Source organism: Bradyrhizobium uaiense (assembly GCF_010811875.1).
Lineage (GTDB): Bacteria > Pseudomonadota > Alphaproteobacteria > Rhizobiales > Xanthobacteraceae > Bradyrhizobium > Bradyrhizobium uaiense.
In genome coordinates, this window is the sequence record NZ_VKHP01000266.1 from 1 (window position 1) to 12,053 (window position 12,053).

11 protein-coding genes and 1 pseudogene are annotated in these 12,053 nt (G+C 58.1%); 8 read left to right on the top strand and 4 right to left on the bottom strand.

All coding sequences use genetic code 11. The annotated features are described in order from the left end of the window. On the bottom strand, positions 1-269 hold a 269-nt coding region (gene tnpB / locus FNJ47_RS54850), incomplete at its 3' end, for an IS66 family insertion sequence element accessory protein TnpB (RefSeq protein ID WP_163161255.1). Positions 270-711: 442 nt separating this feature from the next. Between tnpB and FNJ47_RS39190 the strand changes: the two genes are divergently transcribed. After that, positions 712-1,092 carry a hypothetical protein gene (locus FNJ47_RS39190; protein WP_163161241.1) on the top strand — a complete coding sequence of 127 codons (381 nt, stop codon included), beginning with the start codon at positions 712-714 and terminating at the stop codon, positions 1,090-1,092. A 2,100-nt stretch (positions 1,093-3,192) separates the two neighbouring features. Here FNJ47_RS39190 and FNJ47_RS54855 read toward each other — a convergent pair. Together FNJ47_RS54855 and FNJ47_RS39200 are read right to left on the bottom strand one after the other, a co-directional pair. Further along, positions 3,193-3,336 (bottom strand): winged helix-turn-helix transcriptional regulator, encoded by a 144-nt coding sequence (locus FNJ47_RS54855; RefSeq protein ID WP_430649456.1) that lies wholly within the window; start codon positions 3,334-3,336, stop codon positions 3,193-3,195. Positions 3,337-3,390: 54 nt separating this feature from the next. Beyond that, a complete protein-coding gene (locus FNJ47_RS39200) occupies positions 3,391-4,056 on the bottom strand; it encodes a dethiobiotin synthase (protein ID WP_347341775.1) in 666 nt (221 codons plus the stop codon). Between the two features lie 767 nt (positions 4,057-4,823). On the opposite strand from FNJ47_RS39200, the gene FNJ47_RS39205 reads away from it, so the two are divergent. The 7 genes from FNJ47_RS39205 to FNJ47_RS39235 all read left to right on the top strand — a co-directional run bounded on the left by FNJ47_RS39205 (position 4,824) and on the right by FNJ47_RS39235 (position 10,705). Continuing rightward, complete coding sequence (locus tag FNJ47_RS39205) at positions 4,824-5,318, top strand: Dabb family protein (protein WP_430649457.1); 495 nt, start codon at positions 4,824-4,826, stop codon at positions 5,316-5,318. A 110-nt stretch (positions 5,319-5,428) separates the two neighbouring features. Continuing rightward, positions 5,429-6,823 carry an aminodeoxychorismate synthase component I gene (pabB, locus tag FNJ47_RS39210; protein ID WP_163161245.1) on the top strand — a complete coding sequence of 465 codons (1,395 nt, stop codon included), beginning with the start codon at positions 5,429-5,431 and terminating at the stop codon, positions 6,821-6,823. Continuing rightward, positions 6,820-7,404, top strand: coding sequence for an anthranilate synthase component II (locus FNJ47_RS39215; RefSeq protein WP_163161247.1), 585 nt, complete (start codon positions 6,820-6,822; stop codon positions 7,402-7,404). Before pabB ends, FNJ47_RS39215 begins: the two co-directional genes overlap by 4 nt. Before the next feature lie 513 nt (positions 7,405-7,917). Then, positions 7,918-8,088 carry a hypothetical protein gene (locus FNJ47_RS39220; protein ID WP_347341776.1) on the top strand — a complete coding sequence of 57 codons (171 nt, stop codon included), beginning with the start codon at positions 7,918-7,920 and terminating at the stop codon, positions 8,086-8,088. Between the two features lie 287 nt (positions 8,089-8,375). Beyond that, positions 8,376-9,323: a S1/P1 nuclease gene (locus tag FNJ47_RS39225; protein ID WP_163161251.1), complete on the top strand. Its 948-nt coding sequence runs from the start codon at positions 8,376-8,378 to the stop codon at positions 9,321-9,323. Between the two features lie 220 nt (positions 9,324-9,543). Beyond that, complete coding sequence (locus FNJ47_RS39230; protein WP_236000349.1) at positions 9,544-9,828, top strand: hypothetical protein; 285 nt, start codon at positions 9,544-9,546, stop codon at positions 9,826-9,828. Positions 9,829-10,138: 310 nt separating this feature from the next. Further along, positions 10,139-10,705: a hypothetical protein gene (locus FNJ47_RS39235; protein WP_163161253.1), complete on the top strand. Its 567-nt coding sequence runs from the start codon at positions 10,139-10,141 to the stop codon at positions 10,703-10,705. Between the two features lie 86 nt (positions 10,706-10,791). Here FNJ47_RS39235 and FNJ47_RS39240 read toward each other — a convergent pair. Continuing rightward, a pseudogene (locus FNJ47_RS39240) lies at positions 10,792-12,012 on the bottom strand (IS5 family transposase); the annotation flags it as partial. Positions 12,013-12,053: the final 41 nt, after the last annotated feature.

Below are 12,053 nucleotides of genomic sequence, written 5' to 3' on the forward strand. Positions count from 1 at the left end.
TCGATGCCGTCAAGGATCCAGTGCAATTGCTCGGTCGTCAGCGTGACGACCGCCTCCTGGCGGCGCGGCCATCGGAACTTGTCCTCGGTCAGCCGCTTCAGGACCAGCACAAAGCCGGACCGGTCGAAGAACAGCAACTTCATCCGGTCGCAACGGCGATTGCAGAACGCAAAAACAGCCGGAGTGAATGGATCGAGCGCCATCGTCTCCTGGACCAGGACCGCAAGGCTGTTGATGCCAGCCCGGAAGTCGATCGGCTCACGGTGCAGATAGGCATGTTGACGCCTGTCTCGTCCTTGTGCGCCTTGTTAATCGCGATCATTACAAAGAACATCACGACAAGCAGAACGAAGCCGAGGATGGCCATATTCTCCCCCGCAAAAGACTGCTGAAGGCGCGCACGATTCAGTAGTTCACGTGATTGCGCAAAAGTCTTTCGGGCGGCCGTGCTACTAAGGGCTTCAGTGAGAATCAGTCTTCTCCACTTAACGAACGGCCGCAATGGCAACAGCTAATGCAATGAGCATTGCCGAACCGAAGTGCGGCCGTTCTTAACCAGCTCTCGCTGCTGATTAATGGCATCGCGAATTACGCCACATGCAGAGGCGTCTCATCGGCGATCGCGCCCACTACTTTCGGCTATCCGGGTATCCACGGATTTGCTCTCCACCAGTAGTTGCGCTTAGTAGCGGGCGACTGGGGAGGCTTTTGATGAGAAATTTTGGAATGGTGGCGCTCGCCGCCGCCTTGGGTGGTTGTGCGTCATCGGCGGCGGATATCACGCCGAACTACGTTTCACCTGTGATGTATCAGTCCTATACCTGCCAACAGTTCGCTCTGGAGGCGCAGGGCGTATCTGCGCGCGCAGCTGCCCTCTCGGGTGCTCAGGACAGTCAGCGCACAAAGGATACAATAGCGACGACAGCCGCAGTCATCGTTTTCTGGCCCGCAGCGTTCCTGGTTGGCGGCGACAAGCAGACCGCAGCCGAACTCGGTCAGATGAAGGGTCAGATGGTCGCAATCGAACAAGCCTCGATCGCTAAGAAGTGCAATATCCAGTTTCAGAATAAGCCGCCGCCGGGAACAACCTAACGCAGTCCGTTTTTTCGACACTCCATGCGGAGCACCCGCCGAGTTGAGCGCCGCGCCATGACCATCCCGCTCCTCTCCGCCATTGCCCTATTGCTTTGTGTCGCGGGCCCGGCAGCCGCCGAGTGCGGAGAACGGGGCGGCCCCGGTTATCGTGGCCCGAATGGCAAATGCGTCGGATGGGCTGAGATGGGCCGCATATGCGGCAATCCGCCCGCAACTCGATGTAGGCCTGAGGCAGTTGCGCCGCACGGAGATGATGCAGCTGGCCACGGTGCAAAGATTGAAGAGCTGCGCCAGCCGCAGAAGAAGTAACGGCTTCCCGCGCGACCAAGTAGGAGAAGTGCTGCCGGGGTCTGCCTGGGTTTGGACTTAGACCTCGCCGATTTCGATCAGCGTCCTAATGGTCCGGCTTAGAGCCGAGCCAGTGTCCTGAGCAGTTGCTCGACTTGTTGTCCTTCAATGACATCTAAATTCATGCCCTCGAGAATACATGACGTAAAAATTGGGGCGCGCATGCCCGCCTATAGAGCGCGAGGCGCAGAGTGCGCATGATCCATGATGCACCACAAAATCTCGACTATCGGCACGCGCGCAACCAAGCCGACTTGCTCGGCCGCGCCGGGGCAATCCGCCGGCTGGTCATTGCCCTGCCAGGGGCAGTGCGGCGAAAGCCAAGGCGAATGCGCCAGCGATGCAATCAGCAATCTGCCTCCAATTTAAGGTCTCGCCAGCCGCAAGCGCCCCCTCGTCAAGATCCGAGGAATTCCAGAAGGTGCGATGCCGCGGAACCGGAAATGAAACCATTGAGTTGATCTGTAGCTTAGCTGAACAAATGTGGAGGGTAATTTGGCCCTGCACTTCAGCCGCGTCGACACTGGTGATCTGGATCGCAACCAGCGACGACTATTCATTCGCTATCAGCAACGAGAGCCGAAGCGGACCAGCCTGGGTGGAGAACCGGGCTTTGTTGCGTCATATCGCCCAGACTTTCTGAATAAGCCCGTGGCGGCTCAGGTGCCGGACCGCCCTTCGGAGCATTCGCTGAGGCCGAACCTGCCTGCAATGCGTTCCTCGGCCACCTAATTATTGAGGGATGACGACCCGAGGCAGGTCGAGTGCGGTCCAAAAAGGCCGCGTTGTGCATGCATGCGACAAGCCTGCGATCGGGCCGTTAGAGGCGCGCGCCCACGCTAAGCGCTGCGGATATTGTGACTGCCGGTGATGAAAGGGATCAATCGGATCCGCCGGCTGTTTGAAGAGCAGCCGAGCAGGAAAGCGGTGCCGATAGGCCCGGGAAAGCCCCAAAAGAGCGAAGTAAGGCAAGATTGCTGATTGAATCTGGCCCCCCTCGGCGCATAGTTACGCAATGATCGAGCAACGACCAGCTTTCATGGCTTGTAAAAACCCCGGCTCCGGCTGGAGGATCGATATTCTGTGGGCCGATGGCGAAACTGAAGTCATCAAGGGGTTTGTCACGGAGCATGACGCGACAAAGTGGATTTCTGAGCATTCGCTGACGTGCCCAGAAAACACGAGCCAACAGCGCTAGCGGTGCGGCCAATTTTCTGGGCGATCTCGCGCTGCGTGAGTTCGGCTTCGCGGATCATTCGTAGCGGGCGCTGTTCTTCCTCTTCCACCACAAGTTAGCAAGGCGTTCTCCGAATTGTTTGGTTCTGGAAATGCCACGCCGCTGACGCGACGGAGGCAAAGCCGAGCGGACGGCCATCAGCGGTGGGCGCCCTGATGCAGTGCTTTTCGCTTGGCGCAAAGCCAGCAGCTGTTGCAGCGGATAATGATCATGTAGCTGTCGTGCAAGAGGCGCTCCAGAATCGACGGCAACCTCGGATCAGCGAATACGTTGCCTCATTCGGCAACTCTGCGGTTCCATGTGATCAGCATGGCGCCGGTTTCGTGGCGGCGGCCAACCAGCTGGAAGAACAGATGCGCCGCGTCGGGCGCTGGCTTCGCTCAACAGTAAGTCAGTGGCTGGAGATTGGCCGACGTAATTCAGCGCGCAGCTTTGACGGGCTTCTTAAACCTATCAATGATATCAGAACACTCCCGCTCCATCGTCACCAGTGCAAGCATTTGGATGGGTCTTCAAAGCCCTTGGCAAACGATCGAAATATCGGCCTCGACGACGCCTTCCGAGCACAGCCTCTTCAACCGGCGTTGACACGCGGTTGCAGAAAGCCCCGCTGTTTCGTCGATCACCTCGGACGTCAGACGATTGCCCTTTTGCACTATTTCGCGGATGCGAGCGTCTAAGGTCCCTTACACGATGCCCATCGCGCATCATCACTTGAAATCATCACGCAAGAATGAGACCTTGAACGCAGTTTCCAGTCCGTCTGCCGAAAGAGGCGCAATCCAGGGCAGTCGCCCTAACCACCTCACTCGTCCAATCTCACAAATCGCTCTCACGGCATCCGGATTCTTTTCGCCAATCAAGGCGACTCCAAGAATGTCGATCTGTCGCCTTCGGAGCGCCTCTATGGAGAGCAATGAACAATTAATTGTGCTCGCAGTTGTACTGGTGCACAGCACTACAGGAATTCGCCACCTCTCCAAGAGGTCAACGTAAAGCGAACCACAATTCAGCGGCTCCATGAGCCCCCCGGTCCCCTCGATCACGAGCGGCTGTCCTCCGGTGTCCGGCACGTCCAGCAATTCGGGCTTAATGCGAGCCTCGTCGATTTCCGCGGAACAGTGCGGCCAAACGGTCGTTTGCAGTCGGTACCCCTCAGGCACAATGCGATCCGGCGGGAGACTGGCAAGCCGAGCGACGCACTCGGTGTCCGTCTCTCCTTCGAGGCCGGCCTGAATCGGCTTCCAGAACTTTGCGCCAAGGAGATTGACGAGCCCTGCGCAGAACACGGTCTTTCCGACGCCGGCGCCTGTAGCCGTGACCACGATCCGCTGCTGGCTCGCCGATCTTGATCTCTTGTCAAGCGTTGTGCCCACCTCATTCTCCATGATATGCAGCGGGCGCTGGCGCAAAGAACGCTTACTTTTCGCAAGTCGTTGACGCCCGTGCCCTCAATTTCCGGATCTGCCAACGGCTGCTCATCGACGCTGCCGCGTGCATCGCCTACCCCCTCAACGCGCCGAACAGCACCGCGATATACGCAAGATCCTCGTCGTGATCGGCGCCGCCGACCCGTCTCAAAAAGCTTCGAATGCGGACTGTTACATCGAACTAGACGGTCGGCCGGAACGATGGTCCCCCTCCTAGAGTTGTGCTCGATGCCTTGTGGCAGGTTAAGATTGTTATCGGCGCGGAAATATTGTCCGGATTGGACGGAGACGTTTACGGGCCGCGGGGTGTATCCCAATAGATACAGAACGGTCCGCTTCGAGCGACAGCTGTGCGATTACCGGGCGATTTCACATGATCTGTCGGAAAATAACCGATCGGGGCATATTAGCCGTGACTCTAGGGGGATTTTTGCAGGTTTGACTTGAGCACGCGAGTTTATCGATGGCGGGCGGCCCCGGCAGATTTTGCGCAATCAATCACGATGATCCTGCAAATAACACATCGACGCCACGCTGGGTGTTGGTTGGTATGCACCCAGTGTCTCTTTTCCAACGGAACGAATCCCGACCTTGTTCGATGTGGAGGTCGCGAGCAGCGCCCTTACAGGAGCTCAGAGCGCGCCACATCGATCACCTTTATACGTAAGCTACGTTCGGACCATTGGGCATGACAATTCTCAGGTCCTACTCAAGTGCTAGCTCTGCTGCACATTTGCGGCATTATCGATGTCAAAGATGCTCCGCCTGTCGAAGCCCGTCAGCATTGCCTCAAGCTAAATCCCAAGATAAGAACGGGACCAAGTTGCGGCGTCACTTTTGCGGCCACTATGATCCGTCATATCGTCTTCTTCACAGCCAAGGAAAAAGCCGATCTCGACCGAATCATCGAAGGTCTATCGGTTCTCACCTCGATCACCTATGCGCGCCGGCTCGAGATTGCCCGCAATCGCAAGAGCGACCAGCTCGGCAATGATATCGATGTCGTGGTGTATGGTGAATTCGACAGTGAGGCGGATCTCGCTGCGTACAAAGCGCACCATTTATATCAAGAAGCGATCCGATGCGTACGGCCGCTCCGGGAGTTGCGCTTTGCCGCTGACTATGAGTTGTCGACAGACGTGCATTTCGCTGGAACGGCAGGCCTAGGGCAAGTCGCTCGGCGCAGCGGACCGGTTGGTCGTGAGTAGCTCGATGATCAGTCACAGGACTTTGTACGTGTCGGGCGGAAATAGTCCTCGTTGGGGTGGCAATTGGGGCGCGGACCTCACGACCTGCCGGTCGTCGTAGCAGATAGCCTATGCACGTCTGCGAGTTGCCATGGATCGAGCCTATCAAGGCGCTGCGCTGCCTTGCGCAGCGGCCGCAGCTTACCTTTCTCGATAGCGCGGCAGAGCATGAGCTGCTCGGACGTTACTCATATCTGGCTTGCGAGCCGTTCGGCACATATTTCGTCGCCGATGGACAGGCAAGTTGGAATGGAGAGGCACTTATAGGGAATCCATGGGAGGCCCTCCGCGAGCTTCTTGCCAGATACAAAGAAGCGCATCGCCCGGATCTCCCCCCATTCCAGGGCGGCGCAGCCGGCTTTCTTGCCTACGACCTGAGCCGAACACTGGAGCGGTTGCCGGCACCGTCAATTCCGGGTCTCGGGTTACCCCAGTCAATACTGCATTTTTACGATGTGGTGGTCAGCTTCGATCACTGCGCCGAGAAGTGCTGGATCGTCTCGACCGGCTGGCCGGAGCAGGAGCCCACCCGACGGGCCGAGCGCGCGCGTCGTCGCGCCGATGAGTTTGCAGCACTGCTTGCCAGGCCCAAATCGCCGCGGATCGTAATCCCCAGCACCGCGGGCCAATGGAATTCGAATTTTAGCCGGGAAGGGTTCAAAGCGGCCGTCCAGCGTGTCATCGATTTAATCCTGGCTGGAGATATATTCCAGGCGAACATCGCACAGCGCTTCAGTGCCAAGGTCTCCCCCCTGTTCGATCCGCTTACCTTTTATTGCCAGCTCCGCTCTTTGAACCCAGCCCCGTTTGCGGCCCTCCTACAATATGACGCGCTGACGATCGCATCGAGCTCTCCTGAGCGATTTCTGAGGCTTGAGGGCCGGCAGGTCGAAACACGACCGATCAAGGGCACAATCGCACGCTCCGCGGATGCCGCGGAAGATATGCACCGTGCCGAGCTCCTTCTCGCGTCCGAGAAGGATCGCGCCGAGAATATTATGATCGTCGACCTGCTGCGCAACGATCTGTCACGCGTTTGCACGGACGATTCGGTCGAAGTTTCAGCTATTTGCAACTTGGAATCCTATGCCTCCGTGCACCATCTTGTGTCGGGGATCGAAGGCACGCTTGGTGCAGACCAAGACGCCGTCAGTCTGCTTCGCGCCTGCTTTCCGGGCGGCTCCGTGACGGGAGTTCCAAAGGTGCGGACAATGGAAATTATCGCGGACATCGAGAAAGTGGCACGAGAGGTCTACTGCGGGGCGATCGGCTTCATCGGTTTCGATGGATACATGGACACGAACATTGCGATTCGCACTGTTGTGATCGACGATGACGTGGCTGCGTTTCATGCCGGCGGCGCAATAACGGCGATGTCGGATCCCGAAGCCGAATATGAGGAGACACTTGCCAAGGCAAAACGACTGTTTCAGGCCTTCGGTGCCGATCCAACAGGTGCATTTTGATTGTCATCATCGACAATTACGATTCCTTCGTATTCAACATTGCGCGCTATTTCCGCAAGCTGGGTGCAGAGACGCAAGTGGTCCGAAACGACGCGATCAGCGTGGCGGATCTCGTTGGGCTCCAGCCTAGTGCAATCGTCATATCTCCCGGCCCCTGCACGCCGATGGAGGCTGGTATATCCACTGCCATTGTCCGCGAGCTTTCGGGTCGCGTCCCGATTCTTGGCATCTGTCTGGGGCACCAGTGTATCGGAAGCGTTTTCGGCGGACGCGTGGTGCGTGCACGTCGCCCCATGCACGGCCGCGCCTCACGCATAACGCATGGCGGTCGTGGGTTGTTTTTGGCACTTCCGTCACCACTTTGGGTCGGGCGCTACCATTCTCTTGCGGTCGAACTCGATCTGTCAGATGCACCTGATCTCATGGCGACGGCCCATTCAGATGAAGGTGAGATCATGGCCCTGGCACATCGGCATCAACATACCTACGGCGTACAATTTCACCCGGAGTCGGTCCTTACTGAGCAAGGTCACTCGCTCCTTATGAACTTCTTGCGATTGGCAGAGAGTTTCCGATCGTGAAGCCGATACGTCCCCGCGCTCCCGGCAATCTTGTCCGCGGACGGAAATGACAAGCCGCGGCGGACTCCAGCTCAGCGCAACGTGGTGCGAGAGAGCTTCGGCCTGATCAAGATTGTAACAGAAAGCACGAAACAACTCACTTTGTACGCTACGTACTCAATTGTCTCTTTAAGTGCCGACTGGATTGAATTACTTCAAGCCCGCAACGCGTAGTTCTCTTCGCATCAGCTGCATTGGGTCAATAGGCGAAAAGCACCTTCTGGCCTCATCGCAAAGATGTCTTCTTGAGATCCGCCAAGAGCTTGGCGGTGCCTTGCGGTAGTCTCGCTATCGCAGCCCTCACGGGCGTTTCCTCCCTTGACTTGGCCGCCGGTCCCATCGGGATCGGCGGCTCTCTTACAGGTGGGTCAGCGTCATTATGCTTGAGGAATCAAGATCTGCACCCGGCCGACGCGGTGACGAACTGGCGCAAACGGCGGTCATGAGGCTGAAAGAACTATGCAACACAGAGGCGTGCAGTTCAGCATTCGAGAAGCGTCGGCAGGCGAATGGCGCTACCGGTTCGAGATGGGCGGCAAGACGATCAGCGGCAAAACCCGAACGAGATTGCAGCTTCTTGCAATCCGTCGGGCCAAGGATCGCATTGATCGTGAACTGAATCGCAGTGCGGAAAGTCAGAGTTGATATCGCATGAATGCCTGCCGGCTGTGCCAACTTAGTGTTTGCCGTCTTGAAACGCAGCGGGGCGGAGATTGGCTCGCATATCGCACTTCCTGCGCACGCTCCACACTGGGCCCGATTCGCCACTGGACATCGCCCACCTGACAACGAGCGGTACCTCTGCGTCCCGCCCGGCATCGACATTACGGAGCCTTCTTCACCAGGCCCGCATCGATCGGCGTGTCACAGAGCACTGGTAAACTTACCCCGGTTGGTGCAACCTCAGGTAACAACGAGCTGGAGACCCACATATGCGCCGCATGCTTTTGATCAGCGTTCTGGCCTTGGCTTTCGGCGTCGCTTCATCCCCGGCCCGCGCGTGGTGGGACGAAGGGCACATGCAGATCTCTTATTTGGCGTATAAGCGCCTCTCCGATCCTGTCCGCGACAAGGCCGACGCCTTGCTGAAGCTCAACAAGGATTATGCGAAGTGGACCTCCGGCGCCGCCGACGACAAAACGGCGAAGATGTACGCTTTCATGCATGCCGCGACTTGGGCTGACGACATCAAGACCAAGGAGTACGGCTATACGCGCGATGCGGTCACCAGCACGACGGCCGGCCAGAACATCGGCTACTCGGATCACAACCAACATGCCTATTGGCATTTCAAGGACATCGACTTCACACCCGATGGCACGCCTCTACCCGACGCGGCTCCAGTCGACTTCGTCACGCAGCTCAAGCTGATGATCGCAGCGCTGCCGGCGTCCTCGGGCGCATCCGACGATGTGCGCTCGTACGACCTCGTCTGGATCCTTCATCTCGTCGGCGATGCCCATCAGCCGCTGCACGCTAGCGCCCGCTACACGCATGAGATCCCCGACGGAGATTCCGGCGGCAATGCGGAATCCGTGATACCGGCAAGTGGATCCAGCATGGCTCTGCACGCCTACTGGGACGCGATCTTCGGCGGTTACTCCTCGCCCCATGGCGCCATTTTCGACGCCGATGATAAGGACGGGCTATCGAGCGTCGGTGTCAACCAGGTTGAGGCGCAGATTGACGATCCCGCCGTCTGGGCTCAGGAAAGCGCAGACCTCGCCAAGCAATACGCCTACGCTCCGCCAATCAGCACTGGAAAGAATCCTGTCCTTCTGACGCGCGACTATGAGACGAGCGCCAAAAACCTAGCCCGCGCGAGGGCAGCACTTGCCGCGGCCCGACTGGCCAACCTGATCGAAACGGCGCTCAAGTAGATTTTTTGCCAAATTGCGGCAGACGATAATTTGGAGGATAAGATCAAGCCCAGTTTTTTCGCGTCCGTAGCCTTTTTCCTTGCCTGTGCATTACCCGCCGGCCTTTGCAGGGCGGCCGGCTCGAGGGCCAAGCTCTGAATATTGCTTTCCAGCAACCCCTTACCTTAGTAGTGGCGCGGCGCCCCCGTAATAACCCCCAGTTGCATCACAGGACCTTGTCATGCTCTATGGCGGCGTCAATAAAATCCAGGGACTCAAAATGAAGCAGATCTTGCTTGCCACGGCCTTGCTGCTGGCAACCACAGCCGCCCAAGCGCAGTACGTCGGCGGCACCGGTTCAAATCCAAACAGCCATGGTGTGTCGGGCTATACGCGCAGCAATGGCACGTACGTGCAGCCCTACCAAGCGACGAACCCCAACGGCACCCAGCGCGACAACTACGGCACCAGCGGCAACGTCAACCCCTACACCGGCGCCACTGGCCATCGCACGCCGCGGTATTGAGCCCGTGTCACCTCTTGCTTAGGCAATGGGGCGCAGGCACATTCTGCATCCCACGAGATTCAGTAGGCAGAATCCTCCTTGCTATTTGCGATGATCTTTTTTTTCTCACCAGCTGAGTGTTCGGGATAAAGAAAGGGCTAGTGGAATGAACAGAGAAAACGAAGGCACCAGGCACCAGGGAGTTGCGCCAGCTCCAAGCAGGCCATCTCCTTCCCCATCGCGGCCAAGTCCTGACGTTCATGCTCCAGTTCGCCCTGCTCCGTCCGTGCCTTCGCCAAGTCCGCCGCCAAAGCGGGATTGAGCCGCGAGCATGGTCGAGGAAATCAGTGCCCCGAAATTTGATGCGCTACGGAACTCGATCTACCACGCTTCGCGTCGCGAATATTATGACACCCTCAATCGCATACTGAACTTCCTAGTCATCGTCTTCGGAGCCGGCGTTGCAGGAAAAGTCTCGGAGCTCTTTCATTTCAGGGAGCTTTGGCTCGAATTCGGCGTTTTGGTTTTTGCCACCTCGCAGCTTACGTTCGATTTCGGCTCGAAAGCACGAACCCACGAGTTTCTGCGCCGCAAGTATCAAGAGATGCTTGCAGAAATTGAGCTCGAACCTACGCCAGAGGTGGCGAGATGGAGGTCTAAGCTTCAGACGATCGCCGGCGAAGAACCTATGCCTATGCGAGCGTTAGACGCTCTCGCCTACAACGCTGCGCTGGATGCCACCTATAGCGATCCTGAAATCCGGAATGGAAACAGACTTTACGTGCCGTTCTGCCACCGCTTGCTCAGGCACCAGATCGCACGCGAGGGCTATGAATACCGACTCGAGAGTGAGCCCCGTAGTTGGTGGCAAAGGTTCTTGAGCTGCTTCAAATCTTAATCAGGAGTGGGCATTGGCGAAGAAAGCCAAGAAAGCAAAGAAGGCCAAAAAGTCGGCAGTAAAGAAGACCGCTAAAAAGACCAAGAAACCTGCAAAGCATCACGGTGTTCGCCCTCCTCCAAAATGAGGAAACCGAGGTATCCTTCGGCTTTGAGATGTCCGATGATCGCTCAATGGCCGAGCGGCGGCGCAGCTCACGCTTGATGGCGCCGAAGACACCACGCTCCTGGCCGGAGATGAAGACGCGGCGGGAATTTTGCGCGTCGTGGCCGCGGTAGCCCTTGTCGACATAGGCCCACTCGATCGCACAGCCGGTGAGTGCTCGGTGCAGTCCATAACGTCCCACAACGTGTGACCGTCGTAAGGGTTGTCGGGCAGCGACCTGGCATGCAGCACGAACAGGCTGCCGGGGGGGCGGCGATTGTTGGTAACGATGGAGGCCTTCACGCCGAACTCGTAAGGTGCGGCGGCCTTGCCCTTGCCGATGCACTCCACCTCCGGGGCATGGAATGAATAAAGCTTGAAGCCGCGCTGGCGCTGCTACTGCGAGCGGATCTGCGCGGCCCGGCCAAGCGGGAGGAACGCCTCCTTCAGCGTCGCCCGCCTGGCCTTCGATCTTGCAGCGAATGTCGCGGGTGATCCGCCCCAGCCGGCTGCGCAGGATACGCAGCTGCCGCTGATGCCGGTTGAACTGTTTGGCATGTGCGTAACGGCCGCCATCATCGTCGCGCTTTTGGCCAAGCGACAATAGGATTGCCGCAGCCTGCCCCCGTGCTTCCTTGCCACGCGGTTCAGCCTCCGGATCGCTGCATGCAGCAGTTTGGCGTCGGTCGGGAAGCTGATGACCTTCGGTTGCACTGTGGTGTAGATCATGACCCGCTTGAGGTCCTGGCTGCGTAATGCACCGGCCTCGTGCGCCACCCGACGGCTCTCGGCCAACAACCGCTCCAGCTTGTCGCCGAGCCGCTCGCGCCAATGGCTCAGGTCCGAGCGCTCGTGCGGGAAAACGTGCCGGAACAACTCTTCGCCGGTAAAGAACTGGAAGTACGGATCGTGGACCCAGCGCTCGCACACTCCCTCATCGGACAGCCCGTAAATGTGCTTGAGCAACGGCAGCCCGATCATGAAGCGGTTCTCGATCCCCGGCCTGCCGTTCTTGCTGTAGAGCGGGGCGATCTCGCCGTCGATCCAGTCCAGTCGATCTTGCCGGCAAGCAGAATGAGCTCGTGCTTCATGTTGATGATCTGATCCAGCCATGCCCGGAACAGATCGTTTGATCCCGTCGTCTTGTGCTTCTTCGGCCGCATCGTCCCTCCGGTGCACCACAGAAGCACGGTTCACAGCGAAG